The organism is Arthrobacter sp. TJ-265, assembly GCF_058269135.1.
Window position 1 is genome coordinate 73,973 of the sequence record NZ_JBZCND010000002.1, and the last position, 18,251, is coordinate 92,223.

The following is an 18,251-nucleotide window of genomic DNA, read 5'->3' on the forward strand; positions in this document are numbered from 1 at the left end:
ACCGCACAACACTCCCGTTCGGCACGATCCATGGGCGGAAGCCACCAAACCGGGCTAGGCTCCCACGAGAGAAGAAGGAGCCCCACCCCCCATGAGCCAGTCCCCCCTCAGCCCGTCCGAGTCCACCCCTGCGAACGCCCACAGCGCCGGCACCGACCCCCGGCAGCACCGCCGGGTGACGAAGGTCCTGGTCGCCAACCGGGGGGAGATCGCCGTCCGGGTCATCCGCGCCGCCCGTGACGAGGGAATCGCGTCGGTCGCGGTGTATGCGGAGCCGGACCGCGATGCCCTGCACGTCCGCATGGCCGACGAGGCGTTCGCGCTCGGTGGGGAGACCGCCGCGGAGTCCTATCTGGTCATGGACCGCATCCTGGAGGCCGCGGAGCGCAGCGGCGCCGACGCCATCCACCCCGGCTACGGCTTCCTGTCGGAGAACGCCGAGTTCGCGCAGCGGGTCCTCGATGCCGGCATCACGTGGGTCGGGCCCTCCCCGCACTCGATCGCGCAGCTCGGCGACAAGGTCCAGGCGCGGCACATCGCACAGCGCGTCGGCGCGCCGCTGGTCCCGGGCACCACGGACCCGGTGGAGTCCGTCCAGGAAGTCATCGACTTCGCCACCGAGTTCGGGCTTCCCATCGCGATCAAGGCGGCGTTCGGCGGGGGCGGACGCGGCATCAAGGTGGTCCGCAGCCACGAGGAGATCCCCGAGCTGTTCGACTCCGCCGTGCGCGAGGCGACGGCGGCCTTCGGCCGCGGTGAGTGCTTCGTGGAGCGATTCCTCGACGCCCCGCGCCACGTCGAGACGCAGTGCCTCGCGGACGCCCACGGAAACGTCGTCGTGGTCTCCACGCGCGACTGCTCCCTGCAGCGCCGCAACCAGAAGCTCGTGGAGGAAGCGCCCGCCCCCTTCCTCTCCGCCGCACAGAACACCCAGCTCTACGAGGCCTCCAAGGCCATCCTGCGCGAGGCGGCGTACCAGGGGGCGGGCACCTGCGAGTTCCTCGTGGGCCAGGACGGCACCATCTCCTTCCTCGAGGTGAACACGCGGCTCCAGGTGGAGCACCCCGTCTCCGAGGAGGTCACGGGCCTCGACCTCGTGCGCGAACAGTTCCGCATCGCCCGCGGTGAGGAACTCGGATACGGGGACCCCGAGGTCCGCGGCCACTCGTTCGAGTTCCGCATCAACGGCGAGGACGCCGGCCGCGGCTTCATGCCCGCACCCGGCACCGTGCAGACGCTCACCCTCCCGACCGGGCCGGGCATCCGCGTGGACTCCGGCATCGAAGCCGGCGAGGTGATCGGCGGCAACTTCGACTCCATGCTCGCCAAGCTGATCGTCAGCGGCGCCACCCGCGACCAGGCCCTGCAGCGCGCACGCCGGGCACTCAGGGAGATGGTCGTGGAGGGCATGCCGACCGTGCTCCCGTTCCACGCCGCCGTCGTCGAGGATCCCGCGTTCGCGCCCGTCGACGGCCCCTTTTCGGTGCACACGCGCTGGATCGAGACGGAATTCACCAACACCATCGAGCCGTGGAAGGGGCCCGCCGAACCCACCGCGGACGACGATGTCCGCCAGCGCGTCACCGTGGAGGTCGGCGGGCGCCGCCTGGAGGTGGTGCTGCCCGCCGGGTTGGGCGCGACGCCGAACGGCAAGCCGGCCGCACCGGCGAAATCCAAGAAGTCCTCGCGCGCCCGGGCCGCCAAGACGGCGGTGAGCGGCGACGAGCTGACGTCCCCCATGCAGGGCACCATCGTGAAGGTCGCGGTGTCCGACGGCGACAAGGTGACCGAGGGCGATCTCATCATGGTGCTCGAGGCCATGAAGATGGAGCAGCCGCTCACGGCGCACAAATCGGGCAAGCTGTCCGGCCTGACGGCGAAGCCCGGCGACACCGTGTCCGCCGGCTCGGTCCTCGCCACCATCCGCGACTAGCCGTCCTGCCGTGGAATGACTCCGCCCTGATCTCCGTTCTGGAACTGTCGGTAGTTTCCACAAGCCACAAAATGTCACGGAGTTGGTTCGTCATGAAAGCAATCGGAGTCACGGAGTTCGGCGGCCCCGAGGTCCTGACCGTTCAGGATCTTCCCGAGCCACATCCCGGTGAGAAGGAAGTACGCATCAGGGTCAGGGCTGCCGCCGTCAGCCCCACCGACACGAACGTCCGCACGGGCGCCTATGACATGAGCCGGTCCGAGCCGCCCTACATGCCGGGGATGGATGCCGCCGGTGTCATCGACGAAGTGGGCGACGGCAGCACGTGGTCCGTCGGCGACGCGGTCATGGCGATCGCGCTGCCCCTGGGGCACCACGGCGGCGCATACGTCGAATACCTCGTGGCACCCGACGACTCGATCGCGCGGATCCCCGCGAACACCACGCTCGAGGAAGCCGCCACCCTTCCCATGAACGGCCTCACCGCCGTGCAGATCCTCGAACTCGCAGCACTGCAGCCCGGACAGGTCCTCGCCGTCACGGGTGGGGCCGGGACGCTGGGCAACTACACGATCCAGCTCGCCAAGCAGCAGGGCCTGGTCGTGATCACGGACGCAGCACCGAAGGATCGTCCCCTGGTGGAGGGTCTTGGAGCCGATCACGTCCTCGATCGGGGCGCGGACCTCGCCGAGCGCATCAGGGAGATCTTTCCCGACGGCGTCGACGCCGTTGCTGACACAGCGCTGCTGCACGGCGACGTCGTACCCGCGGTGCGCGATCAGGGAGTCTTCGTCTCGGTCCGGGGCTGGAAGGGCGATCGACCTACCCGCGACATCCGTTTCGAGGCTGTCTGGGTGTTCGACGAGTACCTCTCCGCCGCCAAGCTCGACGGCCTCCGCCAGGCGGTGGAGGACGGCATCCTCACGGCGCGCGTGGCGGACACACTGGCCGCCGAGGACGCCGCCGAAGCGCACCGTCGTCTCGAAGCAGGAGGCGTCCGCGGTCGGCTGGTGCTGACCTTCTAGATCGCCAGGGCCGGGAGCGCCGACGTCCCGACCTCACGTGGTGGTCGTGCTGGAGCACGACCACCACGTGCCTCTTCTCCCGGACGGCGCGATGTCGGCCACCGGCAGAACCGTGGGGCATGAATGAGTACGGACGTTCAAGCGCCTCCGATCGCCGTCGGATCTTCGCTCCGGAACCCGCCGGCCACTAGCCTTGCAAGTCCAGTGGTCCTCGCTGGTACGCCCGACCACGGATCGGCGCAGAAGTTTACTCGGCAGCCAGGGAGAGATCGATGAGTTTCCAGAACCACCCCGTGACGCGTGCAGGACTTCTCGCTGCAGCCATTCTGCTGCTGGCCGGATGCTCGGCGGAACCGAGCCCAGACCCCGCTACCACGGCGACGCAGACCGATGACGGCGGTGCGGCAACGAGTCCCGCTGCCGGTTCGTCGGCCAGTCCGTCTGCGAGATCGTCTGCCAGTTCGTCTGCCAGTTCGTCTGCCAGTTCGTCTGCCAGTTCGTCTGCCAGTGCGAGCCCTTCGGGTGCTGCCGGTGGGTCCGGGGCGTCAGCGACTCCCAGCGCAGGGGCCGGTACAACCACCATCACACTGCGAGCGGGCGACGAGCACACGATCACCAGCTCCACCACGCCGGTCACGGTGGAGTGCTCAAGTGGCGGCGACATCGACGTCGAGAGCAATAACGTGGAGGTGACCGTCACCGGTGACTGCGAGGACATCGAGATCGACGGCGACAACAATACGATTTCCGGTGGCTCCGCCGACATGATCGACATCGAAGGCAACAGCAACACGGCAGAAGCAGACGCCGTGGAGGAGATCAGCGTCGACGGTGACGGCAACACCGTCGAGGTCGGCGAGACCCGCGCGATCGACGTCGAAGGCAACGACAACACCATCACCTATCGGACCGGTGACCCGGTCGTCGAGACCGAAGGGAGCAACTCGGTCTCGGCTTCCTGACGGGGGTCCACTGCTGTTGACTTCTCCCCGATAAACGAGCACGCTTGGGGTTCTCGCCCCGGACCCTGGCGGAGGACCGCTACTGCCGTTCCACCAGGGGAGCCCCATGGCACACGTACGAAACGACAAGGGATATAGCGAGCACAGCACTGCCCCGACCCATCGACGTGCCGCGGCCGGGATGTGCGAAGCATGAGCGAGGAACTCAGGGGTGGGTTGTCGCCGCAGCACGGCGGCAGTGTGCGGGTACGCGATCTCGCCACGGAACTGGCCGAGTTGGCTCGCGAACTGCAGGGGGAACCGGACTCCGACGCGATCCTCGCCGGCTTCGTCCACGCGGCCCTCGACCTGATCCCCGGGGTCGACGAAGGCTCCGTCAGTCTTGTCCTCGGGCGCAAGCACATCGGCGCCCACGCCCCCTCCGGGGAACTACCGAGGCGCATCGACGCACTGCAGATGGAGACCGGGCAGGGCCCGTGCCTGGAATCGGCGTACGAGCACCGGACCGTGCGGGTCCCCGACATGGCGCATGAGCAGCGGTGGCCGCTGTTCGCGCCGCGGGCCGCCGAGGCCGGCGCCAAGGGGATGCTCTCCATCCAGCTGTGGGTCCAGGGCGACGACCTGGGGGCGCTGAACCTCTACTCGTACGAGGCCGACGCGTTCACGGACGAGTCGGAGAATGTGGGCCTGCTGGTCGCCTCCCACGCGGCGGTGGCGTTCGCCGAGGCCGAGAAGAGCCGGCAACTCCACCAGGCCATCGATTCCAGGGACGCCATCGGTCAGGCCAAGGGCATCCTCATGGAACGCCACAAGATCACCGGCGAGCAGGCCTTCATCGTGCTGTCCATGGCAAGCCAGCGCACCCACCTGAAGCTCTGGAACGTCGCCGAGCACCTCATCAGCAGCGGCGACCTACCCCACAGGGACACCGCGCACTGACGGGCGCGCGATGCGGGAGCGCTAGCCGGCCTCGTTGCCCTTGCCGTTCCCGGGAGGGCTCTTCTCCCCGCGCTGGGCGGCTTCCCTGGCCTTGTCCTCGGCCTTGCGCTGCTGCTCGGCAGCCTTCTGGGCTGCTTTCTCGGCGGCCGGGCCTCCACTGTTCTCCCGTGCGCCCTGACCGGGGGCGTCCTCGCCACTCGGATCGTCGCTGCCGGCATCGTCGCCCGTGACGTCGTCGTCGGCATCCGTCTCGTCAGGCTCGGTCTCGTCGGGCTCGGTCTCGTCGGGCTCCGTCTCGTTGGGCTCCGTGCCATCAGGGACCGTGCCGTCGTCGGGGTCCGGAGCAGGAGCGGGCAGGGCCGGGGGTTCGTCGGCGGGAGTGGGCTGCGCCTCAGTGGGCACAGGCTGCGCGGGCGCAGGAACGTCATCCGGGACCACCGGCGTCGAGGTGTCCGACGGCGCTTCGGCCGGCGCCTCGATCGATTCCCCCGGAGTCACGACGGGGACCTGTCCCGCGTCGAGCGAGGCGATCAGGGCGTCGATGCGCGTGCTGATCACGGCAGCACGGTCCTCGGTGACGCTGCCGTCGCTCCGGGCGCCGTCCACGCGGTCCTTCAGCCGCTGAGCCAGGACGACGGCGCCGTCGGCGTCACCGGCGGCGGCCGACGTGGCGATGGCTCGGACCTCGGCCTGGAAGTCCCCGGCCGTGCCGGCGTCCAGGGCCTCGTTCCCACAGGCGGTGAGGAGGAGCGCCGCGCCGACCAGGAGGGGCAGCATCTGCCTGCGGAGGGCGGTCATGGCTGCACGCTGTCGTAGAGTTCCTGCAATTTCTCGCCTGTCTCGCCGGGGACTGCCGGCAGGGGTTCGATCCCGGATCCCGGCTCGGGAGCGGTCGTGGTGGTGAAGGCCCACAGGGCGGCCGTGACAAGCCCGATGACGAGCAGCGTGACCAGCCACGGGAGCACGTGCCGCCGGCGTCCGGAGGGACGGGCTCCGGCCGGCTGCCGCCGTGGGGCGGTAGGACCCCGGTCCGCCGGGTGGGGAACTGTCGCCGACACGCCCCGGTGGTCGGACACCGCGATAGCGGGAGCAGCGGGCTCGACCATCGGGCCGGGCACCGTGTCAGCCGCAGTCCGAGTAGCCTCCGTGGATGTGGCCGCCGTGCGGGCCGCGGTGTCCGACGCCGTAGGGGATGCCGCACCCCCGGTCCCCGCCGTTCGGGACGCCACGCCACCGAAGGCTGCCGTGTCCGATGCCGCCGCGGCTGAGCGCGGCGCGGCGCCGCCCGGAGGCATCGTCGTCGTGCGTGCCACACCTGCGGGCAGCATGACCGTGGCCGCGTTCGCGCGATCGTTCTGCGGGCCCATGGCCATCAGGGCCCGGACCACGCGGCCGGCATCGGGCCGGTCGGCCGGCTCGTCGAGCATCATGGACACCAGGAGCGCCGAGAGGGCGGGGCCGGCCGAGTGCGGGATGGACGGGCTGCGGTGCAGGCGCGCCAGGGCGGCTTCGACACCGGTTCCGGGGAAGGCCCGCTCCCCCGTCAGGGCCTCGATCAGCACGAGGCCGAGGGAATAGATGTCCGAGGGCTGGCCCACGCCGTCGCCCCGTGTCTGTTCGGGACTGAAGTACGCGGCACTGCCGATCACCTGGCCCGTGGCGGTCATCCGGCTGCCGTCGAAGAAACGGGCGATGCCGAAGTCGGTGAGCAGGAAGCGGAAGACGCCGCTGTCCGCCTCCGCCTGCCGGGTCAGGACGTTCGAGGGTTTCAGGTCACGGTGCACGATCCCGCGGCCGTGGATGTACTGGAGGGTGCGGGCGAGGTCGAGCGCCAGGAGGCGGACGTCCTCGCTGTCGAGCGGACCGCCGGAGCGCAGCAGTACGCCCAGGTCGGGTCCGTCGACGAGTTCCATGACCAGGTAGGCGTTGTCCCCGGTGTCGTCGCCGCTGTCCATGTCCAGGACGCGGACCAGGCCTGGGTGGTCGAGCCCGGCGAGCATCCGCGCTTCCGCGGAGCCCCGTTCGATGCCGTCGGCGATGCCCGGCCGGAAGAGCTTGACGGCCACGTCCCGCTCGAGCCTCGTGTCCCGGGCCGAGAAGACCTCCGCCATCCCGCCGGTGCCGACCCGCTCCCCGAGGGCGTACCGCCCGGCCAGTGCCTGCTGCTCCAATGCCACCCGCTTCCACTACCCCGCTGTGCGGCTTCCGGGCATGCGCGATCCGCGCACGTCCGGGGATTTGATAAGCCGACTTTCCATCCAGTGTACGGGGCCTGCCGGGCCCGGGGGGAAGCGGTGTCGTCGTGCGCGCGGTCGGGCCGGCGCGGCGCGGCGCGGCGCGACATGCTGCCGATCCCGACCACGGCGCGGGCGATGCCCTGCGCGAACCCGCCGACGGCCTTTCCGATAAGGGCGCTACGACTGCTGCCCCTGGGCGATGTGGACGGGTTGGACGCCGGATGGCAGCCGCTGGGCTACCTCTTCCACGACGGGCGCATCGTCGAGGACATCATCGCCGAATGGGCGACCAGCCACACGGACCCGTTCCATCTGGATCTGACCGGACCCGCCGGTGGAACCTTCATCCGGCGTGTAGCTTCCGGGGCGGATCCGCTCGAGATCGACGCCATCGATGCCTGCCGCATCCTCTCCGGCCGGGGAACCGCCGTGGGAGTGCTGCGACACCCGCTGCCGCTCTGAGAGCGCACAGGCCGACGGCGCCGCACCCGGATGGGTGCGGCGCCGTCGGACGCGGTTCCGGGAGGACCGGTGTGATCAGGCCACGTTGTTCTCGTAGTCCTTGTCCCGGGTCTCCCGCGAGATCCAGAGCGCGATGAACGTGGCGACGGCGGCCAGGCTCAGGTAGGCGCCCACCAGCACGGTGCTTCCGTCCGCGGCCTGCCACAGAGCCACGGCGATGAAGGAGGCCGGGGCGGCACCGATCATGCTCGACACGTTGTAGGCGACCGCCGAGCCCGTGTAGCGGACGTTGGCGGGGAAGAGCTCGGGCAGCACCGCGGCCATGGGGCCGAAGGTGAGTCCCATCAGGATGAAGCCGATGATCAGCAGCGCCATGGCACCCACGGTCCCCGCGCCGAACAGGGGAGCCCACAGGAGCCCGAAGACGGCGATGCCCACGGTGGTCCCGAGGAGCATCTTGCGCCGGCCGAAGCGCTCGGCCAGCGGACCGGACACGAGCGTGAAGATGCCGAAGAACACGACGCCGAGAATCAGCATCCAGAGGAAATCGGTGCGCGCCATGCCCAGGCCGGGCACGAACGCCGCGGCATCCGCGTCGGTGAACACGCGGCCCGCCGCCTCGGCGTTGGCCCGCGCCTGCTCTTCGCTCGACGGCGCGGTCCCGTAGGTCAGTGTGAAGGCGGTCATGAAGTAGAAGAGCACGTAGGTCGCGAACATGATGAACGTGCCGAGGATCAGGGCACGCCAGTGCAGGCGGAACGTGGTGCCGAGCGGCACCTTCACGACCTTGCCCTCGGTCTGGACCTTCTGGAAGGACGCGCTCTCGATGAGCTTGAGCCGCACGTAGAGGCCGATGATCACCATGACCGCACTCAGCAGGAACGGCACGCGCCAGCCCCACTCGAGGAACTCCTCGGGGCTGAGGGTGGTGCTCAGCAGGACGAACAGCAGGTTGGCCAGGATGAAGCCGATGGGCGCGCCGAGCTGCGGGAACGTCCCGTAGATCGCGCGCTTACCCTCGGGGGCGTTCTCGGTGGCCAGGAGGGCTGCGCCGCTCCACTCCCCACCCAGTGCGAATCCCTGGAGGAAGCGCAGCACCACGAGCAGCAGCGGGGCGAGGAAGACCCATCCGTCATTGGTCGCCGCGGGCAGCAGGCCGATCAGGAAGGTCGCGATCCCCATGGTGAGCAGGGATGCCACCAGAGTGGCCTTGCGCCCGATCTTGTCGCCGAAGTGGCCGAAGACGATGGACCCGAGCGGCCGGGCGACGAACGCGACGCCGAACACGGCGAAGGAGCTGAGCAGCTGGTTCGCGGAGGTCTGGTTCGGGAAGAACAGGACGGGGAACACGAGCACCGCGGCCGTGGCGTAGATGTAGAAGTCGTAGAACTCGACCGTCGTTCCGATGAGGCTGGCGAAGATCACCCTGCCCCGGGAGTTCAGCGGCTTGGTGGTTCCGCCGGCACTGGCGGACGTGGAGGAGGTCATGGGCGTCGGCTTTCTTGAAACGAGGCGCCTCCGCGGGAGCCCGTGGCTCCCGCAGCACGGCGTCCGTGCAACAGATGAATGCCAACATCTGACCACCGGCGTCCATCAGGTGGATAAGCCTGTCCACCATCTGGACACCGGGAACCCGATATCCGGCCCGGACCCGAGGGTCAGATGTGCACGTGCAGGCGGCGTGCCGCCTCGGAGATGGACCCCGTCAGCGACGGGTACACGGTGAACGTGTTGGCGACGTCGTCCACGTGCAGCTTCTTCGTCACCGCAAGCGCCAGGGGGAAGATGAGTTCGGACGCGCGGGGGCCGACGACGACGCCCCCGATGACCGTGCCGGAGCCCTTGCGGGAGATCACCTTCACGAAGCCGTCCTTGACGTTCATCATCTTGGCCCGCGCGTTGGTGTGCAGGGAGAGCTTGACGATGTCCCCCTGGTACCGGCCGGACTCGATGTCCTCCTCCGTCACGCCCACGGTGGCGATCTCCGGCGAGGTGAAGATGTTCGAGGCGACCTGCTTGAGCTTGATGGGGCTCACGGAATCCCCCATGAGGTGGGCGATGGCGATCCGGCCCTGCATCGCCGCCACCGAGGCGAGCGCGAAGACCCCCGTGCAGTCGCCGGCGGCGTACACGTTGGGCGCCGTGGTGCGGGAGACGCCATCCACGGTGATGTGCCCGGACTCGTTGACGGCGACGCCGGCCTCCTCGAGGCCGATGCCGTCGGTGTTGGGGACGGCGCCGACCGCGACGAGGCAGTGGCTGCCCTCCACCGTCCGGCCGTCCGCCAGGCGCACGAGGACGCCGTCGTCCGTGCGGTCCACCGCCTCGGCGCGGGACTTGGACAGGACGGTCATGCCTCGGTCCTTGAACACGCCCTCGAGGACCTCGGCGGCGTCGGCGTCCTCGCCCGGCAGCACGCGGTCCCGGCTGGAGATGAGGGTGACCTTGGAGCCCAGCCCGTTGTAGGCGCTGGCGAACTCCGCCCCGGTGACGCCGGACCCGACGACGATCAGGTGGTCCGGGATCTCCCGGAGGTTGTAGAGCTGCGTCCAGTTGAAGATGCGTTCGCCGTCGGGCATGGCGCTCGGCAGCTCGCGCGGCGTGGCACCGACCGCGAGGAGCACGGCGTCGGCTTCGACGATGCTCGTCTCTCCACCGGACTGGACCTCGAGGCGGTGGTCGTCGAGCAGCTTCCCCGTGCCGATGATGACCCGCACGCCGAGGCGCTCCAGAGTGGCGCGGATGTCGGAGGACTGCTCGACGGCGAGCTTCAGGAGCCGCTGGTTGACCTTGTCCAGGTCAGCGTAGACCTTGCTGTCCTCGGAGAACCGGACGCCGAGTCCGCTAGCGTCCGTGAAGCGCGTCATGGTGTCCGCCGTCGCGATGAGGGTCTTGGACGGCACGACGTCCGTGAGGACCGCCGACCCGCCGAGGCCCTGGCGCTCCACGACGGTGACGTTCGCGCCGAGCGACGCGGCGACCAGCGCCGCTTCGTAGCCGCCGGGGCCGCCGCCCAGGATCGCGAGACGCAGTGAACTGAAATCGAGTTGGTTGGTCACCGCCCCATCATCGCGCATGCCACTGACGCGCGGGAAATAGAGGGTAAGTTGTAGCGGTGACTTCTGATCCCTTTGACCTGGCCCGCGACGCCGCCGGCCACATCGCCCGCGCCACCGGCATCGACCGGCATGACACCGCGCTCGTCCTCGGCTCCGGCTGGGGGGAGGCCGCCGAGCTCATCGGCGAGACCACCCACACCCTCGATGCCGCGGACATCCCCGGCTTCTCGGCCCCCGCCGTCGTCGGCCACACCGGCACCATCCGCTCCGTCCTCACGCCGGCCGGCAAGCGCGCGCTGGTCCTCGGCGCCCGCACGCACTTCTACGAGGGCAAGGGCGTGCGGGCCGTGGTGCACGGCGTCCGCACCGCGGCCGCGACGGGCGCGACGACGATGATCCTCACCAACGGCTGCGGCGGCCTGCAGGAGCACTGGAAGCCGGGCACGCCGGTGCTGATCAGCGACCACATCAACCTGACGGCGTCCTCGCCGCTCGAGGGTGCAACCTTCGTGGACCTCACGGACCTGTACTCCCCGCGGTTGCGCGACCTCGCCCGCCAGGTGGACCCCACCCTCGAGGAGGGCGTGTACGCGCAGTTCACCGGACCCCACTACGAGACGCCGGCCGAGGTCCGGTACGCCAAGCGCATCGGCGCCGACCTCGTGGGCATGTCCACGGCGCTCGAGGCCATCGCGGCCCGGCACGCCGGCATGGAGGTCTTCGGCCTCTCGCTCGTGACGAACCTCGCGGCCGGGATCAGCCCCGTCCCGCTTAGCCACACCGAGGTCCTCGAGGCCGGCCAGGCGGCCGGGCCCCGCATCTCCCGCCTGCTCGCCGACATCGTCGCCGCGCTCTAGCCGCACCCCGGCCCGGCGCCGCCACCGCAGCGCCGCCGCCGCTCCCCCGCCTTCGATCCACCCACGTAAGGGACCCGCATGACCACCCCCGCCCTGGACACCCTCCTCGCCGCCGCCGACGCCTGGGCGGCCACCGACCCGGATCCGCGGACGGCGGAGGAACTCAGGACCCTGACCGGACTCGTGCGGTCCGGCGACACCGCCGCGGAGCAGGAGCTGCAGGACAGCTTCTCGGGTCCGCTCCTGTTCGGCACCGCCGGGCTGCGGGCGGCCCTCGGTGCGGGCCCCAACCGCATGAACCGCGTGGTGGTCCGCCGGGCCGCCGCGGGGGTCGCCGCCCATGCGCTGGACCTCGCGGCCGGAGCCTACGCGCCCCGCGCCGTCGTCGGCTTCGATGCCCGCCACAACTCGCGCATCTTCGCCGAGGAGACCGCGGCCATCCTCACCGCCGCCGGGATCGAGACGTTCCTCATGCCCCGCGAGCTGCCGACGCCGGTGCTCGCCTACGCCATCCGTGCCCTCGGGTGCGAGGTGGGCATCATGGTCACCGCGAGCCACAACCCGCCGCAGGACAACGGGTACAAGGTCTACCTCGGCGGGCGCGCCGTGGAGGAGGACGCCCGCGGCGTCCAGATCGTGGCCCCGCACGACGCCGGGATCGCCGCCCGCATCGACGCCGTCCGGGACACCCCGCTCGCGGCCTCCGGCTGGACGATCCTCCCGGACGCCATCGAGACCGACTACGTGGACGCCGTCGCAGCCCTCGCCGATCCGGCCCTGACGGAGCGGGACCTGAAGATCGTCCTCACGCCGCTGCACGGGGTGGGCGGCCGGGCCGCCCGGGCGGTACTGGCGGCCGCCGGGTTCGACGACGTCACCGTCGTCGAACGCCAGGCCGAGCCGGACCCCGACTTCCCCACCGTCGCGTTCCCCAATCCCGAGGAACCCGGCGCCCTGGACCTCGCCCTCGAGACCGCGGCGCAGGTCGGTGCGGACCTCGTGATCGCCAACGACCCCGACGCCGACCGCGTGGCCCTCGCGGCACGCGAACCCTCCACCGGTGCATGGCGCATGCTGCGCGGCGACGAGGTGGGCACGCTGCTCGGCCTGCACCTGGCGGCCCGCTTCGCAAGGGGGACGGCCGCCGACGGGGCCGCCGGCGCCGCCCGGACCCGGGTCTTCGCGAACTCGATCGTCTCCTCCCGCCTGCTCGGCAGGATCGCCGCGGCCTCCGGCATCGATCACGAGCAGACCCTGACCGGCTTCAAGTGGATCGCCCGCGTCCATGACCTCTCCTTCGGGTACGAGGAGGCCCTCGGCTACTGCGTGGCCCCGGAGCTGGTGCGGGACAAGGACGGCATCTCCGCCGGGCTGCTGCTCGCCGAACTCGCCGCCGCGACCAAGGCCGCCGGCCGCACCCTCTTCGACCTGCTCGACGACGCCTTCCTGGTGCACGGCCTGCACGCCGCGGACCAGCTCTCAATCCGCGTGGAGAGCCTCGGCCTGCTCGGCGCCATGATGGGCCGGCTCCGGGAGAACCCGCCGTCGTCCTTCGCCGGCTCCGCCGTCGGCGTCGCCGAGGACCTCGCCCGGGGTTCGGCGCACCTGCCGCCCACCGACGGGCTCTTCTACCTCACGCAGGACCGGACGCGCGTCATCATCCGGCCCAGCGGCACGGAGCCGAAGCTCAAGTGCTACCTCGAGGTGGTGGAGCCGGTCGGGTCCGCGAGCGGCCTCGGGGACGCGAAGGAGACCGCCCGCGTGCGCCTCGAGGCGGTCAAGCACGACGTCGCCGGGGCCCTCGGCCTCTGACCCCTGGCCCGGACGGCAGGAAAGACCGGTCCTGGGCGCGAATCCCGGCCATTCCTGCCCCCGCGGCGGCGGGCTCGACGGTGCGGACATGGAAGGATGGGGAGCATGCCTAACGACGTATCCCTCGCCTCCTACATCGACCACACCCTGCTGAAGCCCGAGGCAGACCGTGAGCAGATCCTCACCGTCTGCCGCGAGGCGGTCGAGTACTCGTTCAAGTCCGTCTGCGTGAACCCCGTCTGGGTCAGCACCGTGCGCACGGCGGTGAAGGACACCGGTGTCCTCACCTGCTCCGTCATCGGGTTCCCCCTCGGCGCCACCACCACCGAGGTCAAGGTCTTCGAGGCCCAGGGCGCAGTGGCCGACGGCGCCGACGAGATCGACATGGTCATCAACATCGCGGCCGCGCGCGCCGGGGACCGAGACCTCCTCGTCCAGGACATCCTCGCCGTCGCGGAGGCCGTCCACGAGCACGGTGCCATCCTCAAGGTCATCATCGAGACCTCCCTGCTCACGGACGAGCAGAAGGTGCTCGCCTGCGAGGCCGCCGTCGAGGCGGGCGCTGACTTCGTGAAGACGTCCACCGGCTTCAACGGCGGCGGCGCCACGGTCGAGGACGTCGCCCTCATGCGGAAGACCGTGGGCCCGGACCTCGGGGTGAAGGCGTCGGGCGGCGTGCGGTCCCTCGAGGATGCGCGCACCATGATCGACGCCGGCGCAACGCGTATCGGGGCGAGCTCGGGAGTCGCTATCGTTAAGGGTGAACAGGGCGCATCGGGCTACTGACCACCAGGAGCCCGGCCCGCGGCCCCCGCAGCAGATTTACCAGCACACCCAGCAGTAGACCCGGCACGCACGAACGCAGTCAAGGAGACCCAATGTCACACGAAGCCAACGTCGAGAAGCAGCCCTCCCACGCCGGCGAAGGCCACCTCGTCGAGAACGTCGTGGTGTTCGTGCTCATCTTCGGCGCCTTCCTGCTGGGCATCTACCTGCTCAACTGGCTGACCCTCGACACCGTCTGGCCGATGACCGCCATCGTGGTCCTCGCGTTCCTCGCGTTCTTCATCCCGCAGGGGATCCTGGGCCGCTCGGACACCGGCTACAACCTCGCCGAGGGCAAGCAGACGGACGAGAAGGAGACCTCCGCGGGCGTCAGCTCGTAACGACCGCGCAGATCCACGCATTCCGCGGGAAGGCCGCCCCTCCGGGGGCGGCCTTCCCGCGTTTCCCGCCCGTGATCCCGCCCACGCCGGTCCGGGATCCGCCTACGCGGTGAACACCGCGTCGAGCACGTTCTTCGCCCAGTCCAGGATCTCGGCGTCCACGAGGTCCCGGCCGCCGATCCTCGCGGTCTTCGGCTTCGGGACCAGCACCGCGTTGAGCGCAGGCTTCACCGCGGCCCCCGGGTACATCCGCGTGAGGCGCATCTGCTTGGACTCCGGCAGTTCGGCCGGGGCGAACTTGATGAAGTTGCCCTGCAGCGCCACGTCCGTGAGGCCCAGGGCCCGGGCGGACACCCGGAAGCGCGCCACGGAGATGAGGTTCTCCACGGCCGCCGGCGGCTCCCCGTAGCGGTCCTTGAGTTCGGCGACGACGGCGTCGATCGCCTCGTCCGTGATGGCGGAGGCCAGCTTCCGGTAGGCCTCGAGGCGGAGCCTCTCCCCCGGCACGTAGTCGTGCGGCAGATGCGCGTTGATCGGCAGTTCGATCTTCATCTCCGCCGCCTTCTCCTCGGCCTCGCCGCGGAAGTTCGCGACGGCCTCGCCGACCAGCCGGATGTAGAGGTCGAACCCGACGCCCTGGATGTGCCCGGACTGCTCGCCGCCCAGCATGTTGCCGGCACCGCGGATCTCGAGGTCCTTCATGGCCAGCTGCATGCCCGCGCCGAGTTCGTTGTGGGACGCCACGGCCTTCAGTCGCTCGAGGGCCACCTCGCCGAGCGGCTTCTCCGACGGGTACAGGAAGTAGGCGTAGGCCCGCTCCCGTCCACGGCCCACCCGGCCTCGGAGCTGGTGCAGCTGGGACAGCCCGTAGGAGTCGGCGCGGTCCACGATCAGCGTGTTCGCGTTGGAGATGTCCAGGCCCGTCTCGATGATCGTGGTGCAGACCAGGACGTCGAACCGCTTCTCCCAGAAGTCCACGATGATCTGCTCGAGCCGGGACTCCGTCATCTGGCCGTGGGCGACGGCGACACGCGCCTCGGGCACGAGCTCCCGGAGCTGCGCGGCCGTGCGGTCGATCGATGAGACACGGTTGTGCACGAAGAACACCTGGCCCTCGCGCATGAGTTCGCGCCGGATCGCGGCGGAGGCCTGCTTGTGGGTGTAGGGCCCCACGTAGGTGAGGACCGGGTGGCGCTCCTCCGGGGGTGTGGCGAGCGTGGAGGTCTCGCGGATGCCGGTCAGGGACATCTCGAGCGTGCGCGGGATGGGGGTGGCGCTCATCGCGAGGACGTCCACGTTGGTGCGCATCTTCTTCAGCGCCTCCTTGTGTTCGACGCCGAAGCGCTGCTCCTCGTCCACGATCACGAGCCCGAGGTCCTTGAAGGCGATCTCCTTCGACAGCAGGCGGTGCGTGCCGATGACGACGTCGACCGCCCCCGAGGTGAGGCCCGCCGCCGTCTCACGCGATTCCTTGGCCGTCTGGAACCGTGAGAGCGCGCGCACGCGTACCGGGAAGCCGGAGAACCGCTCCGAGAAGGTCTCGAAGTGCTGCTGCACCAGGAGCGTGGTGGGCACGAGCACCGCCACCTGCTTGCCGTCCTGCACGGCCTTGAACGCGGCGCGGACGGCGATCTCCGTCTTGCCGTAGCCGACGTCGCCGGAGACCAGCCGGTCCATGGGGACCTCGCGCTCCATGTCCGCCTTGACCTCGTTGATGGTGGTCAGCTGGTCGGGCGTCTCGACGTACGGGAACGCCTCCTCCAGCTCGCGCTGCCAGGGGGTGTCGGGGCCGAAGGCGTAGCCCTTGGACGCCATGCGGGCGGAGTAGAGCCGGATGAGTTCGCCGGCGATCTCCTTGACGGCCTTGCGGGCCTGGTTCTTGGTCTTGCTCCAGTCGGAGCCGCCCATCTTGCTCAGCGCGGGGGCGTCCCCGCCCACGTAGCGGGTCACCTGGTCCAGCTGGTCCGTGGGCACGAACAGGCGGTCCCCGGGGGCCCCGCGCTTGGACGGCGCGTACTCGAGCACGAGGTATTCTCGCGTGGTCCGGGTGGGCCCCGCCCCGGTGGAGCGCTGCAGCAGCTCGACGAACTTCGCGACGCCGTGCTGCTCGTGCACCACGAAATCGCCTTCCTTGAGCTGCAGGGGGTCGACGGCGTTGCGGCGCCGCGAGGGCATCTTGCGCATGTCGCGGGTCCCGGAGGCGCTCGTGCGGCCGAGGAGATCGGCCTCGGTGAGCAGCCCCAGCTTGAGCCCGTCCACCACGAAGCCGCGGCCCGCGCACGCCGTCGTGATCTCGATGATGCCCGGTTGCGGCGCGGCGTCGAGGGAGTCGACGCGGCTCGTCGGGATGTCATTGTCGTGGAAGAGCTCCGCGAGGCGCTGCGCCGGGCCGGGGCCCTCCGTGGCGACGACGACGCGCCACTGGTCGCGGACCCGCCCGCCGATAAAGTCCATCATCTCGGCGACGTCGCCCTGGTAGCCGCGCGGTTCGCGGGCATGCAGCGTGAAGCTGTCGACGTCGGCCAGCTCCTCATCGGCCCCGAAGGACGTGATGCCCCACCAGGCCACCGCGTGGGCGAGCGCCGTGGCCCGCGTGTCGGCGAGGGACCGGAAGCTCGCCTCCTGCAGGTCGGTGCCCAGGGCGCCGCCGAGGTCCAGCGGTGCGGCGCCGCCGTCGGACGCCGTGGACCACGCGGCCGCGAGGAACTCCTCGTTCGTGGCGGCGAGGTCGTGCGCGCGGGTGCGGACCTTCTCCGGCTCGAGGACGACGGCGATCGAGCCGGCCGGCAGTTCGCCCATGAACGGCACCATGGCGTCCACGAGCACGGGGGCGAGGGACTCCATGCCCTCGACGGCGATCCCGCCGGCGATCTTCTCCAGCATGGACGCCGCCGCCGGCAGCTCGGACTGCAGCTTCGCGGCCCGGGACATCACCGACGGCGTGATGAGGATCTCGCGGCACGGTGGGGCGTACAGGGCGGTCGGCGGCTCACCCGAGGTGAGGGAGCGCTGGTCGGCGACAGCGAACCAGCGCATCTGGTCCACCTCGTCGCCGAAGAAGTCCACGCGGACCGGGTGGTCCTCGGTGGGCGGGAAGACGTCGATGATGCCGCCGCGGACGGCGAACTCCCCGCGGTGCGTGACCATGTCCACGCGCGCGTACGCGGCGTCGGAGAGGGCACGGACGACGTCGGAGAACGCGACCTCGTCGCCGACCTTCAGCGACACCGGTTCGAGGTCGCCGAGCCCCGCGACGAGCGGCTGCACGACGGCGCGGATGGGCGCGGTGATGACCCGCACGGGGTTCCCCTCCGGGTGGGCCAGCCGACGCAGCACGGACAGGCGCCGACCCACGGTGTCGGAGCGCGGCGAGAGCCGCTCGTGGGGCAGGGTCTCCCAGCTGGGGAACTCCTCGATGGCGCTCTCCGGCAGGTAGCTGCGCAGCGCGGCCGCCAGGTCCTCCGCCTCCCGACCCGTCGCGGTGATCGCCAGGACCACCGGCTCGGCACTGCCGGCATCTCCCGGAGAGGCCGGGACGGCGTCCAGGCCGTCGACCATCTCGGCGATCAGGGGCGCGCGCATCCCGGCGGGAGCCCCGATCTGCAGGTCGGGGCTCCGCTCCTCGACCGGGCGTGACGCGTTGGTCAGCACGCGCGCATAGGACGCATCCTCGGCGAGCGCTGCGCGCAATCCGTTCAGGCTCATCTGGTGGGACTCCTCGGGCAACGGGGGTGGAGAACGGGGTGACGACAGCACGAAAGCCCGGAACCAAGACGCGTTCCCGGGGATGCTTCCACAT

At 70.4% G+C, this 18,251-nt stretch carries 14 protein-coding genes; 9 read left to right on the top strand and 5 right to left on the bottom strand.

Features of this window, described 5'->3' with window-relative positions; all coding sequences use genetic code 11:
• Nucleotides 1–91: 91 nt before the first annotated feature.
• The 4 genes from AC4D2E_RS09050 to AC4D2E_RS09065 all read left to right on the top strand — a co-directional run bounded on the left by AC4D2E_RS09050 (nt 92) and on the right by AC4D2E_RS09065 (nt 4,859).
• Complete coding sequence (locus tag AC4D2E_RS09050) at nt 92–1,933, top strand: acetyl/propionyl/methylcrotonyl-CoA carboxylase subunit alpha (protein ID WP_490952388.1); 1,842 nt, start codon at nt 92–94, stop codon at nt 1,931–1,933.
• Between the two features lie 92 nt (nt 1,934–2,025).
• Nucleotides 2,026–2,958: an NADP-dependent oxidoreductase gene (locus AC4D2E_RS09055; RefSeq protein ID WP_490952389.1), complete on the top strand. Its 933-nt coding sequence runs from the start codon at nt 2,026–2,028 to the stop codon at nt 2,956–2,958.
• Nucleotides 2,959–3,230: 272 nt separating this feature from the next.
• Nucleotides 3,231–3,920 carry a DUF3060 domain-containing protein gene (locus AC4D2E_RS09060; protein WP_490952390.1) on the top strand — a complete coding sequence of 230 codons (690 nt, stop codon included), beginning with the start codon at nt 3,231–3,233 and terminating at the stop codon, nt 3,918–3,920.
• A gap of 192 nt (nt 3,921–4,112) precedes the next feature.
• Complete coding sequence (locus tag AC4D2E_RS09065; protein WP_490952391.1) at nt 4,113–4,859, top strand: GAF and ANTAR domain-containing protein; 747 nt, start codon at nt 4,113–4,115, stop codon at nt 4,857–4,859.
• Nucleotides 4,860–4,880: 21 nt separating this feature from the next.
• Here the strand turns inward: AC4D2E_RS09065 and AC4D2E_RS09070 are convergent, their stop codons facing one another.
• Nucleotides 4,881–5,657, bottom strand: coding sequence for a hypothetical protein (locus AC4D2E_RS09070; protein WP_490952392.1), 777 nt, complete (start codon nt 5,655–5,657; stop codon nt 4,881–4,883).
• A complete protein-coding gene (locus AC4D2E_RS09075) occupies nt 5,654–7,036 on the bottom strand; it encodes a serine/threonine-protein kinase (RefSeq protein WP_490952393.1) in 1,383 nt (460 codons plus the stop codon). The genes AC4D2E_RS09070 and AC4D2E_RS09075 overlap by 4 nt, the downstream gene beginning before the upstream one ends.
• A 261-nt stretch (nt 7,037–7,297) precedes the next feature.
• On the opposite strand from AC4D2E_RS09075, the gene AC4D2E_RS09080 reads away from it, so the two are divergent.
• Nucleotides 7,298–7,558 carry a hypothetical protein gene (locus AC4D2E_RS09080; RefSeq protein ID WP_490952394.1) on the top strand — a complete coding sequence of 87 codons (261 nt, stop codon included), beginning with the start codon at nt 7,298–7,300 and terminating at the stop codon, nt 7,556–7,558.
• 75 nt (nt 7,559–7,633) lie between these two features.
• Here the strand turns inward: AC4D2E_RS09080 and AC4D2E_RS09085 are convergent, their stop codons facing one another.
• Entirely contained in the window at nt 7,634–9,046 is a 1,413-nt protein-coding gene (locus AC4D2E_RS09085) for an MFS transporter (protein ID WP_490952395.1), read from the bottom strand.
• A 170-nt stretch (nt 9,047–9,216) separates the two neighbouring features.
• On the bottom strand, nt 9,217–10,617 hold the full coding sequence (locus AC4D2E_RS09090) for an NAD(P)H-quinone dehydrogenase (protein WP_490952396.1): 1,401 nt from the start codon (nt 10,615–10,617) through the stop codon (nt 9,217–9,219).
• A gap of 56 nt (nt 10,618–10,673) precedes the next feature.
• On the opposite strand from AC4D2E_RS09090, the gene AC4D2E_RS09095 reads away from it, so the two are divergent.
• The 4 genes from AC4D2E_RS09095 (at nt 10,674) to AC4D2E_RS09110 (ending at nt 14,452) form a co-directional block, all read left to right on the top strand.
• Nucleotides 10,674–11,474, top strand: a complete 801-nt coding sequence (locus tag AC4D2E_RS09095; RefSeq protein WP_104168377.1) for a purine-nucleoside phosphorylase — start codon at nt 10,674–10,676, stop codon at nt 11,472–11,474.
• 78 nt (nt 11,475–11,552) lie between these two features.
• Entirely contained in the window at nt 11,553–13,286 is a 1,734-nt protein-coding gene (locus tag AC4D2E_RS09100) for a phospho-sugar mutase (protein WP_490952397.1), read from the top strand.
• A gap of 105 nt (nt 13,287–13,391) precedes the next feature.
• Complete coding sequence (gene deoC, locus AC4D2E_RS09105) at nt 13,392–14,072, top strand: deoxyribose-phosphate aldolase (RefSeq protein ID WP_490910715.1); 681 nt, start codon at nt 13,392–13,394, stop codon at nt 14,070–14,072.
• Between the two features lie 92 nt (nt 14,073–14,164).
• Nucleotides 14,165–14,452, top strand: a complete 288-nt coding sequence (locus AC4D2E_RS09110; RefSeq protein ID WP_258069955.1) for a hypothetical protein — start codon at nt 14,165–14,167, stop codon at nt 14,450–14,452.
• 102 nt (nt 14,453–14,554) lie between these two features.
• Here AC4D2E_RS09110 and mfd read toward each other — a convergent pair whose 3' ends face one another.
• On the bottom strand, nt 14,555–18,157 hold the full coding sequence (mfd, locus tag AC4D2E_RS09115; protein WP_104168380.1) for a transcription-repair coupling factor: 3,603 nt from the start codon (nt 18,155–18,157) through the stop codon (nt 14,555–14,557).
• Nucleotides 18,158–18,251: the final 94 nt, after the last annotated feature.

Coding starts and splice junctions, on each gene's coding strand:
- AC4D2E_RS09085 (WP_490952395.1), bottom strand. CDS start 9,046: ATGACCTCCTCCACGTCCGCCAGTGCCGGCGGAACCACCAAGCCGCTG.
- AC4D2E_RS09065 (WP_490952391.1), top strand. CDS start 4,113: ATGAGCGAGGAACTCAGGGGTGGGTTGTCGCCGCAGCACGGCGGCAGT.
- mfd (WP_104168380.1), bottom strand. CDS start 18,157: ATGAGCCTGAACGGATTGCGCGCAGCGCTCGCCGAGGATGCGTCCTAT.
- AC4D2E_RS09070 (WP_490952392.1), bottom strand. CDS start 5,657: ATGACCGCCCTCCGCAGGCAGATGCTGCCCCTCCTGGTCGGCGCGGCG.
- AC4D2E_RS09110 (WP_258069955.1), top strand. CDS start 14,165: ATGTCACACGAAGCCAACGTCGAGAAGCAGCCCTCCCACGCCGGCGAA.
- AC4D2E_RS09055 (WP_490952389.1), top strand. CDS start 2,026: ATGAAAGCAATCGGAGTCACGGAGTTCGGCGGCCCCGAGGTCCTGACC.
- AC4D2E_RS09050 (WP_490952388.1), top strand. CDS start 92: ATGAGCCAGTCCCCCCTCAGCCCGTCCGAGTCCACCCCTGCGAACGCC.
- AC4D2E_RS09060 (WP_490952390.1), top strand. CDS start 3,231: ATGAGTTTCCAGAACCACCCCGTGACGCGTGCAGGACTTCTCGCTGCA.
- deoC (WP_490910715.1), top strand. CDS start 13,392: ATGCCTAACGACGTATCCCTCGCCTCCTACATCGACCACACCCTGCTG.
- AC4D2E_RS09100 (WP_490952397.1), top strand. CDS start 11,553: ATGACCACCCCCGCCCTGGACACCCTCCTCGCCGCCGCCGACGCCTGG.